A 16,338-nucleotide genomic window follows, 5' to 3' on the forward strand; every position below is an offset into this window, starting at 1 on the left:
GAGGCGATAGCCATGTCCACCACTGCCCGTCACCCGCTCGGCACCGACCGGGTGCCTGTCGGGCCTGGCATGTCGATGTTCGACCCGATGTTCATCGGCATCGACGAGTTCGGCCAGCACGTCTCGCTGGACATCGTCTTCCACAACCTGCTCACCGCTGGTGAGCCCGGAGCCGGTAAATCCGGCCTGCTCAACAACGTCGCCGCCACCGCCGCGCTGTGCGACAACACCCGGCTCGTGCTGTTCGACGGCAAGTGGGTCGAGCTCGGCCCCTACATCGACATCGCCGACGAATTCGTCGGCGACGACATCGAAAAAGGATTGTCCATCCTGCGTCGGCTGCTGACCGTCGCCCGTAACCGCTACCTGTGGCTGCTCGCCAACCGGCGCCGCAAAATCGCCCGCGAGGACAACCTGTCCACCATCGTCACGATCATCGACGAACTCGCCATGTACCTGAAGGTGCTCGGCACCAAAGAACAACAGGCCGAATTCGAAAGCCTGCTCCGCGGGCTCGTCTCGATCGGCCGCGCCTGCGGCATGCCCGTCGTCGCCGCCACCCAGCGACCCTCCTGGGACATCATCGCCGCCAGCCTGCGCGATCTGTTCGGCTACCGGTGTGCTTTCCGGTGCACCACCGTCGGTTCCTCCGACGTCATCCTGGGCTCCGGCTGGGCCGACCTGGGCTACTCCGCGTCGGACATCGACATGGAGAACCGGGGAGCAGCCTGGCTCCTCGGCGAGGGCACCGTCCCGAAGCGCATCAAGGTCGCCTACCTCACCGACGCCGACATCTACGCCATCGCCGACTACGCCGCCTGGCTACGCCGGCCGAACCACGGCACCCCGGCGAACTTCACCGTTCCGGCCGCACGCCTCGACTGGGAGATGGCCGCATGAGCCACCCCCACCGGGTGATCACCGGACCCGCCACCGCGACCGCCTACGTCGCCGGTCTCGTCGTCGGCTACCTCACCCGGCACCCCGCACCGGTCGCCGTTCTCGCCTTGGCGCTCACCGTCGCCCACACGCGAGCACACCGTCCCCGCCGCTCGACGGCACCCGGACGCACCACCGCATAACGGAAGCGGTCGACAGAACCCCACCAGCCTGCAAGCACGCGGGTTCTGCCGACCTCCACCAACAGCCCCGAAAGGACGTGGCTGCTGTGAAGCCTACCCATCAACCGGCCAACACACCCGACACCGACCCGGACATGACACCGGCCGATCTGCTCCGAGGCGCGGCCCTCTACCTGTGGCTGCACGGCTGGATGACCGGCAACTTCTACGACTACGCCTCCGGCGACGCCTTCCCGCGCGCCTGCACCCTCGGCGCGATCAACGTCGCCGCCTACGGCCGCCCGATCCTGCACTCGGACGACGACGCCGACCAGGCCCTCACCGCCGCCTCGATCCGCGCCATGCGGACCTTCGCTGCCTACCTCGACCCCGATTTCGACGTCAACGTCATTAGCGCCATCGACGTCGTCGGCGACTGGAATGACGAGAAAGGCCGCACCTGTGAGGACGTCGTCGACGCCCTCCGAGAGGCCGCCAACGACTGGGACAGCATCCACCACACCGGGGGTGCCCAATGAGCCCGTCGTTCGTCAACCCGGCCTTGACACTCCACACCCCGACCGGGGATAGCCGGCCGCCGAAATCGCGCCGCCGCGACGTCGTCGAGAACGACGAATACGCCGCCTTCGTCCGGCGCATCATCCGCGCCTTCGCCCGCCGCGTCGCCACCGGCGACGTCGAAGCCCTGCGCGACATGGTCGGCCTTTCCGACCTGCTCGACGACGCCATCACCGACGCCGTCAAAGGCCTACGGACCCACGGCTACTCCTGGGCCGAGATCGCCGACCGGCTCGGCATCACTCGCCAGGCCGCCCACCAGCGGTGGGGAGGCGACAAGTGACCACCACGGCGCTGACCAACCCGTTCCTCGACGCCCTTGGAGCCCGCACCGGCATCCGCGTCGAGTTCTACGACCCCACCGGATGCCGCTACGGCTTCCCCACCTTCCCCTACCGGTACGCGCCCAAGAGTTTGGCCACCCGCCGCCAACTGCGCGCCGACGGCCTGCGGCCGAACGGTTACGACCCCGTCGCGCAGATCCTGTGGCGGCACCGCAAGGAAATCCGCAAGGCCTATCTCTACCGCCGTGACTTGGCCGCATCCAAGCGTGTGGCCAGCCCGGCGCAGCTCGCCGTCATCGAGCGGATGCTCATCGCCCGCCGCACGTGCGGCACCTGCGGCATCACCCGCGACTACTACATCCCGACCCGCACCGGAGCCTGCCTGATCTGCGAAACGGGAGGCACCCGATGACCACGATCATCCTCTGCCCGGCATGCCTGACCGTCCTTCCGCAGGACTACCCGCACGACCACGTCGCCATCGACCGCGCACTGACGACGCAGCCCGAACGGTTCGCCACGATGAGCCGGCCTGAGCGACGCGAAGTAGTCCTCACTGGCTTGGACCGTGGCACGTCCATCACCGCTCTCGCCGCCCTGTTCCGCATCCGAATCGGGATCCTGCGGGCTCTACTCCCGGCCGAGCACCCCGAATCAGCGCAGAACGCGCGGAACCGTCGCGCCGCTGACCTCGCCGCTCTGGAAGCGGCCGTCCGATCCCTGTGGACCCAGGGACTTCCCGACACCGACATCGCACTACGGACCGGACACAGCGTCTACGCCGTCCTTCGCGCTCGCCGCCGCCTCGGCCTGGCCGCCCTCGTCAACCACCACAACTTCCTGACCGGAGGTACCCGATGAGCCTCATCGACCTCGGCGCGCACCTGGCCGCCGACAACTGCCTGTGGTGCATCGGCGGCATGAGCCCGGCCGGAATCCACCCCGACCTCGGCCCCGTTCTGCAACTCTGCCCCACCCAGCGGTGGTGCGACGAATGCGGCGGCCTGTCGCTGTTCCCCGCCGAGAGCGAAACCCTCGACGACCGCATCAACGACATGCTCGGCGACGGCCTGTCCGCCGTCTGGTGCTCCAGCTGCATAGGCGTCGTCGCCATCATCCCCGTCACCAACGACGGAGGCATCCGATGAAACGGCCTTGGAAAGCCGACAAGCCCACCAACCAGCCGACCAGCAGCGTCGTGGCCGACGGGCACAGCCTCACCGAACAGTTCGCCATCGAGTACGCCAAGAGCGCGGTGCCGAACATGCTCAAGGCCATCGACAGCGTCAAACGCTACAACCGGGCCACCCTCATCGGAGCGCTGATCACCAGCTACCTCCACCAGGCCCACTACCTGTCCAGCAAAGGCGCGGGCTACTTCGCCTACCTGCCCCCGGCGATCTTCGACACCGCCATGGTGGCCATGCTGATCGTGGTCCGTACCCACGGCATCGTCAAAGACGCCAAACGCTGGGCCATGGCCGTCTTCATCGGCGCGGCCCTGCTCTCGGCCACCGTCAACTTCGCCGCACCCGGCGACCTCGGCATGCGCCTCGTCTTCGCCCTCGTCGTCGTCCTGGTCATCGGCGTCGAACTCGTCGCCGGACGCATCCGGCCCGACTTCACCGCCATCGACAAACAAGCCGCCGACCTCATGACCGCCGTCAACAAGATCCGGGCCAACAACATCCCGGCCCCGACGGCACCCGGCCACACCACCGCCCCGGCCGCCGTGGTCGACCCGCCCGCCCAACCGGCAGCGACCGATCCTCAAACCGTGCCGGACGTTCCGGCACACCTGCTGCCCACAGCAAGGTTCTCGATCGTCCAGCACGAGCAGACCACCGGACAGCCCATCACCGCCGACGATCTCGCCCTGCGACTCAACATCAGCCCGGCCGTCGCCGGAAGCCTCATCACCGCCATCCGTGCCACCAACCCGGCCCCGGCACGCCTCAACGGGCACACTCCCACCCTGACCGGTGGTGTGCGATGACGTTCGTCCACGTCGACATCCACCAGATCACCCACACCTGCCCGGCCGACCCGCAACCTCACCCGGTCGACACCCGCCGCACCATCGTCGCCACCGTCGACGGCGGCCCCTGCCGCAACCCCATCACGATCCGCTGCGGCGACAAGACCGCAACGATCGACTGCGGCCGTCACGAACCCCACGACCGGCAATGCCCGGCCTGCCGCACCATCGTCATCGAACGACAGATCACCAGCACCTTCGTCGGCCATGAAGGCACGCAGCACCCCACCACCGGGATCGCTGCCTGACCATGCACACGTCGACGCTGGACCTCGTACCCCGGGAGCAGTCTGCCCGGGGTACGGGCTCGAACGCCGACGCCTGGACACCCCCACCCGCCGGATACACCGCAGCCGGCCAAGCCCTCACCCGCGCCACCACACCCGGCTACTTCGACTGGCTCGACCACATCCGCCCCGCCGCAGGCTGCACCCGTCCGATCCGGCTCACCGGCACCCTCGACACCATCGAAGCCGCCACCGGCCGCCTGCTCGACTCCCGGCACACCGACCAGCTCCCGGACGCCGCAATCTACAAAGCCTGCGGCAACCGGCGCTCCACCGTCTGCCCCTCCTGCGCCCACACCTACCAGCGCGACGCCTACCAGATCCTGCGCGCCGGACTCATCGGCGGCAAAGGCATCCCCGCCACCGTCGCCCGGCACCCGGCCGTATTCGTCACCCTCACCGCCCCCTCGTTCGGCGCGGTCCACACCCGGCACGTCCGCAAACACACCTGCCGCGACCGGAAACGCTGCGCCTGCCGCCCCGAACCCTGCCACGCCCGCCGCGACACCGCCCTCTGCCAGCACAACCAGGCGGCCGTCTGCTGGACACGCCACGAACCCGCCGATGCGCAACTCGGCCGGCCCCTGTGCCTGGACTGCTACGACCACGCCCACCACGTCGTCTGGAACCTGTTCTCCGGCGAACTGTGGCACCGCACCAAACAGGACGCCGAACGCCGCCTCGCCAAACTGTGCAAAGCGCGCGGCATCCCGTTCCACGAAGTCACCGACGGCAAACGAGTCCGCCGCATCCCACCGATCCGGCTCGCGCACGGCAAGGCCGCCGAGATGCAACGCCGCGGCGCGGTCCACTTCCACGCCCTGATCCGGCTCGACGGCGTCGACCCCACCGACACCTCACGGATCGTCGCGCCACCGCCCGGCATCGGCATCGGCGACCTGGTCGACGCGCTCCACGCCGCCAGCGACATCGACTTCACCACCCCGGCACACCCCGACCGGCCCGACGGCTGGCCCATGGCCTGGGGCGAACAGATCGACATCCGAGCGATCAGCCTCACCGGCACCGGCGACGTCACCGACAGCATGGTCGCCGGATACCTCGCCAAGTACGCCACCAAAAGCACCGAGATCACCGGCCACAACTCGACCCGCATCACCAGCGACGTCATCGCCCAGCACGCCGACCCGACCGGTGACCACATCGCCCGCCTCATCCACGCCTGCTGGACCCTCGGCCACGACCCGGACACCCCCACCGGCAACCCGGCCGCCCGGCTCTCGATCTACACCGGCACAGCCGGTGCCACCATCCGCAACCCGTTCATCAAACCGTGGCAGTGCCCGGACTGCGGAACCCGCACTCGCTACCGCACCTGCCCCGTCTGCGCCGCCGACCGTCAAGCCAGCCTTGACACCAAACAGCCCAGCACCCGCAAACCCAGCAACCCGTACCCCCGGCTGCGACGCTGGGCGCACATGCTCGGATTCGGCGGCCACTTCCTCACCAAGGCACGCCGCTACTCCGTCACCTTCCGCCTGCTCCGCGAGACCCGCATCGACTTCCGCCGCACCGAACCCGACCCGGCCGACACCACCGTGCGCACCGTCGACCACCTCGACGAAACAACCCTCATCGTCGGCACCCTGACCTTCGCCGGAGCCGGTTGGCATACCACCGGCGATGCACTCCTCGCCAACACCGCTGCGGCACAGGCACGCGAGCGACAAGCCATCGGACGCGAAGAACTGGCGCATGAAGTGGGTAGCGCCATCGCTCTCAACGATCCGATAGCCGCGTGACATACCGAGTGGAGGCATCACCATTGGCTGAGAAATATCTGTCCCTACCGGAGGTTGCCGAGATATTGGGAACCACGATACGGTTCCCGCGACGCCTGGTAGAGGAAAGGCGCATCGAATTCAAGCGTTTCGGCCGCCATGTGCGCATTGCCGAGAGCGTCCTCAACGCCTACATCGATCAGTGCACGGTCTCGACCATTCGGCGACCGTCACGAGGAAGGAGGGCCGCCTGAGTGTCCGGGAACGCGAAGGGACGGAAACGCCGGTTCGGAAGTGTTCGTCAGCTTCCCTCCGGCTCCTGGCAGGCCAGGTACACCGGCCCGGACGGCTTGCCCCGTCTCGGCCGCTCTCCCTTCGACACCAAGCGGGCTGCTGAACAGTGGCTCGTGGAGGTCGAGGCCGACATACTCAAGAGTGAGTGGGTTGACCCCGATGCGGGCAAGGTCGAACTCGACGACTACATAACCCGCTGGATCAAAGAACGCGACTTGAAGCCTCGCACCCGTGAAGAATACGAGCGCAATATTCGGCTACATGTCCGGACGCAATTAGGCAACGTCGCACTCAATCAAGTTACTCCGCAGCGAATTCGATCGTGGCGGACCGAACGGCTTGATGCCGGAATCGGAAGACCAACGGTCGCCAAGACATATCGGATCTTGCATGCCGTTTTTGGGACTGCGGTCGACGACGAACTGATTCGGCGTAATCCTTGCCGCATTAAGGGCGCATCTCAGGAGAAGGCCGACGAACGCGAAACCGCGACCCTGGACCAGGTGTTCGCCATCGCCGAGCACATCCAGCCGCGCTATCGCCTGCTCGTTCTGCTGGCTGCCTTCGCTCAACTGCGCTTCGGCGAGTTGGTTGCGTTACGTCGCAACAGCATCAACCTCACCACCATGGAATTGCGTGTCCGGCTCGCTACCGCCGAGATGGAAGACGGTACCCAGGTCGACGGCGACCCCAAGTCGGAAGCCGGCAAGCGCCCGGTCAGCCTGCCCACAGGCCTACGCGGTGACGTCGAGAGGCATCTGGACCGCTACGCCCAGCCTGGCCCTGACGGGCGACTGTTCCTGGGGCCGCTGGGCGGCATCCCGCGTCGCCGTAACTTCAACCGAGTCTGGAAGGCCGCCCTCGACCGGGCGAAGATCCCGACCGAGATGGATCTCCACCTCCATGATCTGCGGCACACAGGTAGTACCTGGTCCGCACAGAGCGGCGCGACGCTACGAGAACTGATGGCCCGGATCGGCCACTCCAGCACCCGGGCCGCCATGATCTATCAGCACGCCAGCCGAGATCGGGATCAGGCCATCGCGGCAGCCTTGGACGCGTTGATCGTCGAGGCGCGGACCCAGGCCGAACAGTAATCTGGCACGGATCTGGCACAAACAGCAAACGCCCGGACTCAGTCCGGGCGTTTCACAAGGGTGGAGCTGAGGGGACTCGAACCCCTGACCCCCACACTGCCAGTGTGGTGCGCTACCAGCTGCGCCACAGCCCCTTGGTGCACTGCTCTAACCCTGCTGCACTACTACTTTGCCCCCGGCGTTCCCCCCGGGCACGCTGGAAATACTACACACCCCCGGAGGGCCCCCTGCAGGACCCCCTCAGTTCAGCGAGACATCCGGCGGGAAGTGGGCGACCGCGGCCAGGATGTCGCCCTGGCGGCGCAGGACCATGGCCCACAGGTCGTCGGGCCGTTCCACGAACGGGTCGCCGGGGAGGGCGTCGAAGACGAACCAGGAGCCGGAGGCGATCTCCTCCTCCAGCTGGCCCGCGGACCACCCCGAATATCCCGCGAAGACCCGGATGCCGGCCACGTTCTCCCGCAGGCGCTCCGGGTCGGCGGAGAGGTCGAGGGTGCCGAGCGAGCCCGCGACCGGGTGGAAACCGGTCACCCGCTTCTTCACCTCGGGGCGCGTGCGGGCCAGGCAGATCGCCGACTCGGGCTGCACCGGGCCGCCCTCGAAGAGCACTGCCGGGTCGCCGGCCAGATCGCCCCAGTTGCCGAGCACCTCGGCGACCGGGACCTCGGTGGCCCGGTTGAGGACCACCCCCAGGGCGCCGCCCGCTTCGTGGGCGACGAGCAGCACGACCGTACGGTCGAAGTTCGGATCTTTGAGGGTGGGGGTGGCAACCAGCAACTGACCGGTCATCGACTCCACCGACCGGCCTCCGATCCGCTGCCCCTCACCGAACACGGGGTACCTGCCGCCCGTTCGACGTCAACGCCATGCTCAGCACATTAGCCCGACTTTCCGGCCATGGATAAGGTCTGCACATGAACCCGTCACCCCCGGCAGCAGAGATCGGCGTCATCGGTGGATCAGGGCTGTACGCACTGCTCGACGGCGCCATTGAACACGACGTCACGACGCCGTACGGTCCGCCATCCGACAAGATCACGATTGCCGAGGTCGGCGGGCGGCGGGTGGCGTTCCTGCCGCGGCACGGGCGGGACCATCGTTTCCCGCCGCACAAGATCCCCTATCGGGCGAATCTGTGGGCGCTGCGCTCGCTCGGGGTGCGCCAGATCGTCGCACCGTGCGCCGTCGGTGGCCTGCGGCCGGAGCTGGGCCCGGGCACGTTCGTGGTGCCGGATCAGCTGATCGACCGCACGAGTGGCCGGGTGCAGACGTTCTACGACGAGGGTGCGGTGCACGTGTCCTTCGCCGATCCGTACTGTCCGGCCGGCCGCGCCGCGGTCCTGGATTCCGCCGCCCGGGTGAACGCGGTCGACGGCGGCACCATGATCGTCGTCGAGGGTCCGCGGTTCTCGACCCGCGCCGAGTCCCGCTGGTTCACCTCGATCGGCGGCACGATCGTGAACATGACCGGTCACCCCGAGGCGGTCCTGGCCCGCGAGCTGGCTCTCTGCTACACCGCCATCGCGCTGGTCACCGACCTGGACGCGGGTGTCGAGGGCGACCACGGCGTCACCCAGGAGGAGGTCTTCGGCGTCTTCGCGGAGAACACGGCCCGCCTGCGCGACGTGCTCCTGGACGCGGTGACCAAGCTCCCGGCCGACCGCACCTGCCCCTGCAAGGACACCCTGGAGGGGATCAAGCTCCCGTTCGATCTCCCCTGAGACCCCCCACCGCGAGGCGGTCCTGTGTGGATGACGGCGGACGGTCAGTCCCTCTCGCCGTCGAGGTCCTTCTCGCGGCGGCGTAGTTCGTCCTCGCGGCGGCGCAGGTCGGCCTCCCACGACTTCATGATGTTCTCGTCCTCCGTGCGGGAGGTGGCGAGGCCACGCAGGAACTCCGGGTCGTCGTCGGGGGCGACCGGGCCGCGGCGGGCGTTGGGGTGCTGGTTCTCCGGGAAGCCGGCGCCCGGACGCCAGACGGTGCCGTTGCTCAGCGGGACCGGCCGGGCCGGGCGGCCGGCCACGAACCAGGCGATCGCGCCGATCGGCGAGAACAGCAGGATGAGGAAGACCCAGAGGCCGCGGGGGAGGGCGCGGATCGCGTACTCCTCCGCCGAGAGGCAGTCGATGAGCGCGATCACGAGCAGTGCCAGGTCGACCAGCACGAACAGTGAGTAGAGACGGAACACGCGCCAGATGATGCCAAAGACGAAGCGGCGCCGCTGCCCCGTTTCCGGCCAACGGCGCAGGTGGTGACGCTGCGACGCTTCGTCAGGTCCGCAGCCCGATGCCCTCGGCCGCGGACCGGCTGACGAGCCTCACCGTCCCGGGTGACGACGGCTGATCAGTTCCCGCAGCTCGGTGACGAGAGCCTTCGGCGCGAGCGGCTTCGCCAGGTAGCCGTCGGCGCCCGAGATCAGCCCGGCGTCCACGTCATAGGCATGGGCATTTCCGGACACCATCAGGATCGCCATCTCCCTGATCTCCGGGTTGCCGCGCGCGAGCTGGCACAACTCCATGCCGTTCATCGCCGGCATCCGCACGTCGGTGATCATGCCGATCGGCTTGGCGACGGTGAGGATCCGGGCCGCGGTGTGCCCGTCCTTGGCGCCCAGCGCGCGGTATCCGGCCGCCTCCAGGCTGACCGACAGCAGGTCACGGACATCGGCGTCGTCGTCGGCGATCAGGATCAGGTTCTCGTTCATGGGGCTCCTCCTCGGGTACGCCTCACCCATCGTCGGTCGCCAGCCCTGGACCAGGTATTGCTGGTTGCGGATCAGTAGCGGTCAAAGAAAGATCCGTATTGCCTACCTCCGCTGTGGTCCGGATCGTCGCTCCCGCGGGGACCCTTCCGGGCCGAGCAGGGCGCTGGCGCGCCCAGAACGCTCAGCCCGCAAGGGCGGCGTCCGCGGGTGGGCACGGTCAGGGCAGCAGACCCGTCCTCGTCTGCCCTCGGCAGAAGAAAGCGGCCGCGAGCGTGCTCTGTCGGAAGAATCCCGGCATGGCCACATTCTCGCTGCAGGCGCAGCCCACGGACGCCACCGACTGGCTCGATCTGGCCAGGCGCGCCGAGGCCGCCGGCTTCCACGCGCTCTACACCCCCGACCACCCCGGCACCTCCACCTCGCCGTTCGTGGTGCTGGCCGCCGCGGCCGCCGTCACCAGCAGAATCCGGCTCGGGTCCTACGTCGTCAACGCCGGCGTCCGTGAGCCGATCCTGATCGCCTCCGACGTGGCGACCCTCGACCTGATCTCCGGCGGCCGGGCGATCCTCGGCATCGGCGCCGGCCACACCCCGGCCGAGTGGGCAGCGGTCGGTCGCGAGCGCCCCGGCGTCCGGGAGCGGGTCGATCACTGCATCGCGGTCGCCGAGGCCACCGTCCGGATGCTGGCCGGCGACGGCCTGGACAAGCCCCGCCCGGTGCAGGAGCGCGTGCCGCTGATGTTCGGTGGTGGCAACACGCGGTTGCTGCGCTGGGCCGCCGGGAACGCCGACCTGATCGCCCTCTCCGGTCTGGGCCGCACCCTGGCGGACGGGCACATGCACACCGCGCGGTTCCGGGCCGAGGACGTGGACGCGCAGGTCGAGCTCGCCGGCGGGACGCCGGTCGAGGCGCTCGTGCACTACTTCGAGGTGACCGGCGACGCCGGCGCGGCGTACGCGAAATTGGCAGCGGAGGCCGAGGTCAGCGAGGGTGAGATGGCGGAGACGCCGTATGCGCTGGCCGGCACCCTGAGCGAGATCCGGGGCAAGCTGGACCGGATCGAGGCCCGGTGGGGAATCACCCGGTTCGCGGTGCGCCGGCCGGCCTTCGACGGCGTCGCCGACCTGCTGCGATGAGACATGGCCGGGCCGCTGGATGGCGGCCCGGCCGTCGTGGTCAGTTGGTGGTCACCGCGGTGGTGCCGGCGTCCGGGTTCCGGAAGACGTTCAGGGTCAGCCCGAGCTCCGCGGTGTCGGCCTTGTCGTCGAACTTCAGGTCGGCCGACTGCACCAGCATCGCCCGGGGCTGCGTGTTCTGCAGCTGGCTGATGAACGTGCTGATCGCCTTGATCGAGCCCTTCGCGTTGAGCGCGATCGGCAGTTCCTCGACGGTGGCCACCACGTCCGACTTGGCGCGGCCGGTCGCCGAGTAGGCGTCCACGTCGATTTCCAGCTTCATCCCCATCACCTGGAGCTGGGTGAGGAAGGCGGGGATGTCGTCGGCAGGGATCTCGGCGCCGGTCGGCAGCGCCTCCATCAGCCGCGCCTTCTCGGCCTTGTAGGTCGCCAGGTTGGCGTTGTCGGCCTTGAGCTCGGCCAGGCTCTTGCGCAGCTTGGCGAGCTGGACCGTGGTGTCCTCCACCTGGGCCTGGATGTCGGAGGCCTCGGTGTACTTCGGGTTGATCATCAGGAACCAGCCGGCGGCGACCAGCAGCGCGACCAGCCCGATCCCGCCGAAGAGCCAGACGCGGTCGGAGCGGAGCAGGCTCATCAGTTCTCTCCTACTTGCACTTCGTGGTGTATTTGCCGCACTGCGCGACCTTGGTCAGCGACACGGTCATGGTGAACGTGACACCGTCCTTGTCGGCCCCGGAGACGTTGCTGACGAACGGGTCGGTGAAGCCCTTGGACTCCAGATCGACAAGCGCCAGGACGTACTTGGCGACGGCTTTCTTGTCCGGCGCCTTGCCGTTGATGCTGATCGAGCCGACCGCGTCGCCGGTGGTTGCGCTGCCGTCGTCCTGGGCCAGCTGTCCGGTGAGCTGGGTGATGCTGACCTCATACTTGGTGCCGGTGGTGCGGACCAGGTCGAGCACGGTCTGCCAGGGCAGGTCGTCGGCCATCAGCTTGGTGAGCTGGCCGTTCATCTTGGTGTTGGAGTTCTTGGTGGTGGTCAGATCCTTGTACGCGCCCTGGTCGTCCTGCACCCTCGACACCTGCCCGGTGACGAACGAGAAGTCGTCCTCGGCCTCCTGCTTCTGCACTGTGGCGTGCCAGTACCAGCCACTGAGCAGCCCCAGCACCAGCACCACCGCGATGATCACCACGGCCCGGGTGCGCCGCGCCCGCCGGCCGTCGCTGATGTCCTGCGGCAGCAGGTTCGCGCGGATCGGCAGGATGCGGTTCGCGTGCTGCGGGGAGACCGACGGGTCCAGCGGCATCAACGCGGTCGTGGTCATCGGCCGGCTCCCAGGGTGAGGCCGATCGACACGGCCGCCGACGGCACGAAACTGTCGAACCCACGCTCCCGGGCGCGGCGGGTGTCGCGCAGGCGGGAGGTGCTGTCGGCGTACATCACGACGATGCCGCCGAGCTGTTCCTGCAGGTGCTCGGCGAGACCGGGCATGAGCGCGCCGCCACCGGACAGCGCCAGCCGGGTGACCTGCTTCTGCCGTTCGCCCGAGGCCAGGTAGGTGAAGGAGCTGCGCAGCTCGCTGGCGAGGGGGCGGACCGCGTCGGTGATCGCCGCGACGCTGTCCGGGTTGCCGTCGCCGTGCAGCCCGAAGCGGCACTTGAGGTCCTCGGCCTGCGGGGCCGGGATGCCGAGCCGGGTGGCGATGCTGTCGGTGATCTCGGCGCCGCCGCGGGGAAGCGTCCGCACGAACAGCGGCTCACCGTCCGCGTGCACCACGACGCTGGTGATGTCGGCGCCGATGTCGACGATCGCCTCCACCTGGGCGTCCAGCCGGGAGGCGGCACGCAGCAGCGCGAACGAGGCCAGATCGACGCCGGTCACGTGCAGTCCGGCCTTCTCCACCGCCTGCACCAGGCCGACCACCGCGTCCTTGGGCATGGCGATCAGCAGGCCGCGCACGGTCGGGCTGTCGCCGGGCTGCTCCAGGGGGTAGAAGTCCAGCAGCGAGCGCTCGACCGCGAGCGGGAGCGCGTCCTTGACCTGGAACGGCAGGGCCTGGCGCATCTGCCCGGCCGGCAGGTTGGCGATCGACATCTCGCGGACCACCAGCTGCGGGTTGGTGACGCCGAGGCTGACCCGTTTGGTGCCGAAGCGGGAGGCCGCCCAGAGCTGCTTGAGCGCGCTGGTCACGGCGAGCGGGTCCTGCACCACCCCGCCGTGCACGGCGCCCGGCTCGAGCGGGATCTGACCGAAGTTGCTCAGCGAGTAATCGTCGCGCGTGCGACGGACCTCGACGGCCCGGATCGAGGATGAGCCGATGTCCAGCCCGATCGGAGTTGCGCCAGCCATCGGTTTTCCTTCCTTGCTAAGGGTGTCCTACGAGCTATCGGTCGTTACGCGAGCGGGGTGAGCAGGCCGGTGTACCAATTCGCGATCGGCGCCGCGGCGAAGACCGCCAGGAACGCGCCGGCCAGCATGTACGGCCCGAACGGGATCCGGCTCTTGCGGCCGGCCGCTCCGAGGAGCAGCAGGATCGCGCCGGCCACGCCGCCGAGCAGGAACCCGGAGAACGCGCCGACCGCGACCGCCCCCCACCCCAGCCAGCCGAGGTAGAAGCCGAGCAGCGGGGCCAGCTTCACGTCGCCGCCACCCATGCCGAAGCTGCCGAGCACGCGGTAGAGCAGGTAGAGCAGGACTGCCGCGACCGCACCCCGGAACAGGGCGGACGGGTCGCCGGCGAGCAGGGCGGCCGGGACGAGCAGGGCGGCGGCCACCGCGTACGAGGGAAGAACGATCTTGTCGGGCAGCCGCATGACGTCCAGGTCGATGAGGGCCAGGGCGATGGCGACGGCCGCCAGGTAGAGGTACCCGGGCAGAGCCCAGGACCAGCCGAACCGCGCGGCCACCGCGACGAACAGGGCGGCGGTGCCGGCCTCGACGAGCGGGTAGCGGGCGCTGATCCGGGTGGCGCAGTCGGCGCACCGGCCGCGCAGCACCAGCCAGCCGAGCACCGGGACGTTGTGCCGGTTGCGCACGGCGTGACCGCAGCTCGGGCAGTGCGAGCCGGGATGCACCAGCGACTCGTCGCGGGGAACCCGGTGGATCACCACGTTGAGGAAGGAGCCGACCGCGAGGCCGAGCACGCCGACGACGACCAGCAGGGGAATCAGAGGCATGCGGGCTCCTCTCGGACGGGCGGGCGGGTGGCATCACCGGCGGTGACGCCACCCGTTACCGCGCTATCGCGTTACTGCTGCCGGCGGTGGTTCAGCTGCAGCCGGTCGTGGAGGGGGTGGCGCCGGTGGCCGCGGTCTTGACCGAACCGCCGACCGAGGCGTCGTACAGGTAGGTCTTGCCGCTGCCGCCGGTGTTCCGGGCGCAGATCTTGTAGCTGGTGGCGGTGGTGCCGGTGCCGGACGGCGGCACGTAGGTCAGCTCGGTCTTGTCGGAGACGGTGATGGTGCCGGGGGCGCCGCCGGTGGTTGCCGTCAGCACGATCGTGGAGGAGGTCCCCCCGCCGGACTGCATGCTGCTGGCCGCGGTGGTCGGGTAGGTGTTGCCGTTGCTGGTGTAGTACTGCTCGATCGCGCTGATCGCACCGCGCACGTCGGACTGCGCCGACTTGTCAGCCGCGCCCTGGCGGTAGTTCAGGTAGACCGGCACGGCGATCGCGACCAGGACACCGATGATGACCACCACGACCAGGAGCTCGATCAGGGTGAAGCCCTCGTCGTCCTTCTTGGCGAGGATGTCGTCACGCTTGACGGCCAAGCGGTCGATGACGTTCTGCATGTGGGGTGCCTTTCAGGGCAGGGTGGGGTGGGAGAGCCGGCCGTCGGGACTCGGCCGGGTGGTGCGGGGTGCGACGTCGCACGTAAGAAGAGTCAGCTCGACTGGATGTTCTGGTAGATGGTGAACATCGGCAGGTAGAGGCAGACGACCATGCCGCCGACCACGGCGCCCATGACGAGCACCATGATCGGTTCGATCGAGGCGGCCAGGGACTCGGCTGCGCTGTCGACTTCTCTGTCGTAGAAGTCGGCAACCTTGTCGAGCATCTGACTGATCTGACCGCTCTCTTCCCCGACCTCGATCATCTGGTTGACCATCTCGGGGAAAACCTTGTGGTGACGCATCGCCGAGGACATCGGCTGGCCGTCGCGGACGGTCGCCTGGATGTCCTTCATGGCAATGTTGATCACTTCGTTGCCGGTGGTCTCGCCGACCACCGCGAGCGCCTGCATGACCGGCACGCCGACGTTGAGGAGCAGGCCGAGGTTCCGGGAGAACCGGCTCATCGCCAGTTTCTGGAACAGCGACCCGAAGACCGGCAGCCGCAGTTTGAGCTTGTCCACCTTGAGGCGGAAGTCGGCGCTGGTCCGGTGCTGGCGCTTGTACGCGATCGTGGCGCCGATCCCGACGCCCAGCACCAGCGGCCCGATCCACCACATGTTGTGGCTGGTCGTGACGAGGAACTGGGTGATCGCCGGGAGTTCGCCGCCGAGGTTCTTGAACATCTGCTCGAAGATCGGGACGATGAAGATCAACATCGCCGCGATCAGTACGAACGTGAACCCGAGCACGATCGCCGGGTAGGTCAGCGCGCTCTTGATCTTGCCGCGGAGCGCGGTGTCCTTCTCCAGGCTGTCGGCGATCTGCTCCAGCGCCCGGTCGATCATGCCGCCGGTCTCGCCGGCCCGGATCATCGCGATCATCAGCCGGGGGAAGACCCGGTCGTGCTTGGCCATCGACGCGGAGAGCCCGCCACCGGCCGCCACGTCGGAGCGCACCTCGCCGATCGCCTTCTTCAGGGGCGGCGCCGAGGTCTGCTCCTCCATGATCGACAACGAGCGCAGCAGCGACATGCCGGACGCGGTCATCGTGGAGAACTGCCGGGCGAAGACCGCCAGGTCCTTGAGCTTGACCCGGTTGCCCAGCCCGGGGATCTTCAGATCGCGCTGAAGGCCCTGGCCGGCCTCGGTCAGGCCGAGCGGCACCTCGCCGCGCTGCCGGAGCATGTGGGTGGCCGCCGCCTCGTTGGGGGCCTCGATGGTCCCCTTCGACTTCTTGCCCGAGGCGTCGATCGTGTTGTACGCGAAGGTCTTGTTGACGCTCATG

The 16,338-nt window shown here is 68.5% G+C and carries 23 protein-coding genes and 1 tRNA gene; 14 read left to right on the forward strand and 10 right to left on the reverse strand.

What is annotated here, in order from left to right:
• Window positions 1-12 precede the first annotated feature (12 nt).
• The 12 genes from Acy02nite_RS10955 (at window position 13) to Acy02nite_RS11010 (ending at window position 7,382) form a co-directional block, all read left to right on the forward strand.
• Window positions 13-900 carry an FtsK/SpoIIIE domain-containing protein gene (locus tag Acy02nite_RS10955; protein ID WP_203739840.1) on the forward strand — a complete coding sequence of 296 codons (888 nt, stop codon included), beginning with the start codon at window positions 13-15 and terminating at the stop codon, window positions 898-900.
• Window positions 897-1,082: a hypothetical protein gene (locus Acy02nite_RS10960; RefSeq protein ID WP_203739841.1), complete on the forward strand. Its 186-nt coding sequence runs from the start codon at window positions 897-899 to the stop codon at window positions 1,080-1,082. The genes Acy02nite_RS10955 and Acy02nite_RS10960 overlap by 4 nt, the downstream gene beginning before the upstream one ends.
• 134 nt (window positions 1,083-1,216) lie before the next feature.
• Window positions 1,217-1,600 (forward strand): DUF6197 family protein, encoded by a 384-nt coding sequence (locus Acy02nite_RS10965; RefSeq protein ID WP_203739842.1) that lies wholly within the window; start codon window positions 1,217-1,219, stop codon window positions 1,598-1,600.
• On the forward strand, window positions 1,597-1,923 hold the full coding sequence (locus tag Acy02nite_RS10970) for a hypothetical protein (RefSeq protein WP_239174558.1): 327 nt from the start codon (window positions 1,597-1,599) through the stop codon (window positions 1,921-1,923). Before Acy02nite_RS10965 ends, Acy02nite_RS10970 begins: the two co-directional genes overlap by 4 nt.
• Window positions 1,920-2,336, forward strand: a complete 417-nt coding sequence (locus Acy02nite_RS10975) for an RRQRL motif-containing zinc-binding protein (protein ID WP_203739843.1) — start codon at window positions 1,920-1,922, stop codon at window positions 2,334-2,336. Before Acy02nite_RS10970 ends, Acy02nite_RS10975 begins: the two co-directional genes overlap by 4 nt.
• Window positions 2,333-2,785 carry a hypothetical protein gene (locus tag Acy02nite_RS10980; RefSeq protein WP_203739844.1) on the forward strand — a complete coding sequence of 151 codons (453 nt, stop codon included), beginning with the start codon at window positions 2,333-2,335 and terminating at the stop codon, window positions 2,783-2,785. Before Acy02nite_RS10975 ends, Acy02nite_RS10980 begins: the two co-directional genes overlap by 4 nt.
• Entirely contained in the window at window positions 2,782-3,072 is a 291-nt protein-coding gene (locus tag Acy02nite_RS10985) for a hypothetical protein (RefSeq protein ID WP_203739845.1), read from the forward strand. Before Acy02nite_RS10980 ends, Acy02nite_RS10985 begins: the two co-directional genes overlap by 4 nt.
• A complete protein-coding gene (locus tag Acy02nite_RS10990) occupies window positions 3,069-3,920 on the forward strand; it encodes a DUF2637 domain-containing protein (RefSeq protein WP_425548126.1) in 852 nt (283 codons plus the stop codon). The genes Acy02nite_RS10985 and Acy02nite_RS10990 overlap by 4 nt, the downstream gene beginning before the upstream one ends.
• Window positions 3,917-4,210 (forward strand): hypothetical protein, encoded by a 294-nt coding sequence (locus Acy02nite_RS10995; protein ID WP_203739846.1) that lies wholly within the window; start codon window positions 3,917-3,919, stop codon window positions 4,208-4,210. Before Acy02nite_RS10990 ends, Acy02nite_RS10995 begins: the two co-directional genes overlap by 4 nt.
• A 2-nt stretch (window positions 4,211-4,212) precedes the next feature.
• The gene (locus Acy02nite_RS11000; protein WP_203739847.1) at window positions 4,213-6,012 is read left to right on the forward strand and encodes a replication initiator; all 1,800 of its coding nucleotides are present in this window, start codon (window positions 4,213-4,215) and stop codon (window positions 6,010-6,012) included.
• An 8-nt stretch (window positions 6,013-6,020) separates the two neighbouring features.
• Window positions 6,021-6,245, forward strand: coding sequence for an excisionase family DNA-binding protein (locus Acy02nite_RS11005; RefSeq protein WP_239174568.1), 225 nt, complete (start codon window positions 6,021-6,023; stop codon window positions 6,243-6,245).
• A complete protein-coding gene (locus Acy02nite_RS11010; protein WP_203739848.1) occupies window positions 6,246-7,382 on the forward strand; it encodes a tyrosine-type recombinase/integrase in 1,137 nt (378 codons plus the stop codon).
• A 61-nt stretch (window positions 7,383-7,443) separates the two neighbouring features.
• Here the strand turns inward: Acy02nite_RS11010 and Acy02nite_RS11015 are convergent.
• A tRNA-Ala gene (locus Acy02nite_RS11015) sits at window positions 7,444-7,516 on the reverse strand.
• Between the two features lie 106 nt (window positions 7,517-7,622).
• Window positions 7,623-8,171 (reverse strand): YqgE/AlgH family protein, encoded by a 549-nt coding sequence (locus Acy02nite_RS11020; RefSeq protein WP_203739849.1) that lies wholly within the window; start codon window positions 8,169-8,171, stop codon window positions 7,623-7,625.
• 125 nt (window positions 8,172-8,296) lie between these two features.
• On the opposite strand from Acy02nite_RS11020, the gene Acy02nite_RS11025 reads away from it, so the two are divergent.
• The gene (locus Acy02nite_RS11025) at window positions 8,297-9,103 is read left to right on the forward strand and encodes an S-methyl-5'-thioadenosine phosphorylase (RefSeq protein WP_203739850.1); all 807 of its coding nucleotides are present in this window, start codon (window positions 8,297-8,299) and stop codon (window positions 9,101-9,103) included.
• Between the two features lie 44 nt (window positions 9,104-9,147).
• Here Acy02nite_RS11025 and Acy02nite_RS11030 read toward each other — a convergent pair whose 3' ends face one another.
• Together Acy02nite_RS11030 and Acy02nite_RS11035 are read right to left on the reverse strand one after the other, a co-directional pair.
• On the reverse strand, window positions 9,148-9,570 hold the full coding sequence (locus tag Acy02nite_RS11030) for a PLD nuclease N-terminal domain-containing protein (protein ID WP_203739851.1): 423 nt from the start codon (window positions 9,568-9,570) through the stop codon (window positions 9,148-9,150).
• A gap of 129 nt (window positions 9,571-9,699) precedes the next feature.
• Window positions 9,700-10,086, reverse strand: a complete 387-nt coding sequence (locus tag Acy02nite_RS11035) for a response regulator (protein WP_203739852.1) — start codon at window positions 10,084-10,086, stop codon at window positions 9,700-9,702.
• A gap of 296 nt (window positions 10,087-10,382) precedes the next feature.
• Between Acy02nite_RS11035 and Acy02nite_RS11040 the strand changes: the two genes are divergently transcribed.
• Window positions 10,383-11,222, forward strand: a complete 840-nt coding sequence (locus Acy02nite_RS11040) for an LLM class flavin-dependent oxidoreductase (RefSeq protein WP_203739853.1) — start codon at window positions 10,383-10,385, stop codon at window positions 11,220-11,222.
• Window positions 11,223-11,262: 40 nt separating this feature from the next.
• Here the strand turns inward: Acy02nite_RS11040 and Acy02nite_RS11045 are convergent, their stop codons facing one another.
• The 6 genes from Acy02nite_RS11045 to Acy02nite_RS11070 form a co-directional block, all read right to left on the reverse strand.
• A complete protein-coding gene (locus Acy02nite_RS11045) occupies window positions 11,263-11,856 on the reverse strand; it encodes a type 4a pilus biogenesis protein PilO (protein WP_203739854.1) in 594 nt (197 codons plus the stop codon).
• Between the two features lie 10 nt (window positions 11,857-11,866).
• Window positions 11,867-12,544 (reverse strand): PilN domain-containing protein, encoded by a 678-nt coding sequence (locus Acy02nite_RS11050; RefSeq protein WP_203739855.1) that lies wholly within the window; start codon window positions 12,542-12,544, stop codon window positions 11,867-11,869.
• Window positions 12,541-13,569 carry a type IV pilus assembly protein PilM gene (gene pilM, locus Acy02nite_RS11055; protein WP_203739856.1) on the reverse strand — a complete coding sequence of 343 codons (1,029 nt, stop codon included), beginning with the start codon at window positions 13,567-13,569 and terminating at the stop codon, window positions 12,541-12,543. Before pilM ends, Acy02nite_RS11050 begins: the two co-directional genes overlap by 4 nt.
• Before the next feature lie 44 nt (window positions 13,570-13,613).
• Window positions 13,614-14,396 carry a prepilin peptidase gene (locus tag Acy02nite_RS11060; RefSeq protein WP_203739857.1) on the reverse strand — a complete coding sequence of 261 codons (783 nt, stop codon included), beginning with the start codon at window positions 14,394-14,396 and terminating at the stop codon, window positions 13,614-13,616.
• Between the two features lie 91 nt (window positions 14,397-14,487).
• A complete protein-coding gene (locus tag Acy02nite_RS11065; RefSeq protein WP_203739858.1) occupies window positions 14,488-15,012 on the reverse strand; it encodes a type II secretion system protein in 525 nt (174 codons plus the stop codon).
• Window positions 15,013-15,104: 92 nt separating this feature from the next.
• Window positions 15,105-16,337, reverse strand: coding sequence for a type II secretion system F family protein (locus tag Acy02nite_RS11070; RefSeq protein WP_203739859.1), 1,233 nt, complete (start codon window positions 16,335-16,337; stop codon window positions 15,105-15,107).
• Between the last annotated feature and the right edge of the window lies 1 nt (window position 16,338).

The organism is Actinoplanes cyaneus, assembly GCF_016862095.1.
Lineage (GTDB): Bacteria > Actinomycetota > Actinomycetes > Mycobacteriales > Micromonosporaceae > Actinoplanes > Actinoplanes cyaneus.

Bases quoted from the DNA above. Each gene is read 5' to 3' on its own strand.
- pilM (WP_203739856.1), bottom strand. From the start codon at position 13,569: ATGGCTGGCGCAACTCCGATCGGGCTGGACATCGGCTCATCCTCGATC.
- Acy02nite_RS10955 (WP_203739840.1), top strand. From the start codon at position 13: ATGTCCACCACTGCCCGTCACCCGCTCGGCACCGACCGGGTGCCTGTC.
- Acy02nite_RS10965 (WP_203739842.1), top strand. From the start codon at position 1,217: ATGACACCGGCCGATCTGCTCCGAGGCGCGGCCCTCTACCTGTGGCTG.
- Acy02nite_RS11050 (WP_203739855.1), bottom strand. From the start codon at position 12,544: ATGACCACGACCGCGTTGATGCCGCTGGACCCGTCGGTCTCCCCGCAG.
- Acy02nite_RS11035 (WP_203739852.1), bottom strand. From the start codon at position 10,086: ATGAACGAGAACCTGATCCTGATCGCCGACGACGACGCCGATGTCCGT.
- Acy02nite_RS10985 (WP_203739845.1), top strand. From the start codon at position 2,782: ATGAGCCTCATCGACCTCGGCGCGCACCTGGCCGCCGACAACTGCCTG.
- Acy02nite_RS11065 (WP_203739858.1), bottom strand. From the start codon at position 15,012: ATGCAGAACGTCATCGACCGCTTGGCCGTCAAGCGTGACGACATCCTC.
- Acy02nite_RS11070 (WP_203739859.1), bottom strand. From the start codon at position 16,337: ATGAGCGTCAACAAGACCTTCGCGTACAACACGATCGACGCCTCGGGC.
- Acy02nite_RS10990 (WP_425548126.1), top strand. From the start codon at position 3,069: ATGAAACGGCCTTGGAAAGCCGACAAGCCCACCAACCAGCCGACCAGC.
- Acy02nite_RS10960 (WP_203739841.1), top strand. From the start codon at position 897: ATGAGCCACCCCCACCGGGTGATCACCGGACCCGCCACCGCGACCGCC.
- Acy02nite_RS11060 (WP_203739857.1), bottom strand. From the start codon at position 14,396: ATGCCTCTGATTCCCCTGCTGGTCGTCGTCGGCGTGCTCGGCCTCGCG.
- Acy02nite_RS11000 (WP_203739847.1), top strand. From the start codon at position 4,213: ATGCACACGTCGACGCTGGACCTCGTACCCCGGGAGCAGTCTGCCCGG.
- Acy02nite_RS11045 (WP_203739854.1), bottom strand. From the start codon at position 11,856: ATGAGCCTGCTCCGCTCCGACCGCGTCTGGCTCTTCGGCGGGATCGGG.
- Acy02nite_RS11020 (WP_203739849.1), bottom strand. From the start codon at position 8,171: ATGACCGGTCAGTTGCTGGTTGCCACCCCCACCCTCAAAGATCCGAAC.
- Acy02nite_RS11025 (WP_203739850.1), top strand. From the start codon at position 8,297: ATGAACCCGTCACCCCCGGCAGCAGAGATCGGCGTCATCGGTGGATCA.
- Acy02nite_RS10995 (WP_203739846.1), top strand. From the start codon at position 3,917: ATGACGTTCGTCCACGTCGACATCCACCAGATCACCCACACCTGCCCG.
- Acy02nite_RS10980 (WP_203739844.1), top strand. From the start codon at position 2,333: ATGACCACGATCATCCTCTGCCCGGCATGCCTGACCGTCCTTCCGCAG.
- Acy02nite_RS11040 (WP_203739853.1), top strand. From the start codon at position 10,383: ATGGCCACATTCTCGCTGCAGGCGCAGCCCACGGACGCCACCGACTGG.
- Acy02nite_RS10970 (WP_239174558.1), top strand. From the start codon at position 1,597: ATGAGCCCGTCGTTCGTCAACCCGGCCTTGACACTCCACACCCCGACC.